Origin of the sequence: Olavius algarvensis spirochete endosymbiont, from assembly GCA_900608495.1 — a bacterium.
Taxonomy (GTDB): Bacteria; Spirochaetota; Spirochaetia; order DSM-2461; family DSM-2461; genus UBA2779.
Genome location: UWYT01000014.1, coordinates 1 through 354 on the forward strand (window position 1 = coordinate 1; position 354 = coordinate 354).

Below are 354 nucleotides of genomic sequence, written 5' to 3' on the forward strand. Positions count from 1 at the left end.
CGGGGGTGGTAAGCACCTTGGCCGGAACAGGCACAAGGGGTCATGCGGATGGAACCGCCACCGCAGCAAAGTTTTACGGCCCCCTCGGAGTGGCTGTGGACTCATCCGGCAATGTCTATGTGGCAGATGTTAACAACCACCGCATCCGGAAAATCACGCCGGCGAGGGTGGTAAACACCATAGCCGGTACTGACACACCGGGTTTTGCGGATGGCGCCGGCAACACGGCGCAGTTTTACCACCCCACCGGAGTGGCTGTGGACTCATTCGGCAATGTCTATGTGGCAGATAGTGGCAATCACCTCATCCGGAGAATCACGCCTGCGGGGGTGGTAAGCATTTTTGCCGGCAGTA

The 354-nt window shown here is 58.8% G+C and carries 1 protein-coding gene; it reads left to right on the plus strand.

The window, feature by feature from the left end:
* A partial coding sequence (locus tag S1OALGB6SA_RS00105) for an NHL repeat-containing protein (RefSeq protein ID WP_195910199.1) occupies positions 1-354 on the plus strand: 354 nt, incomplete at both ends.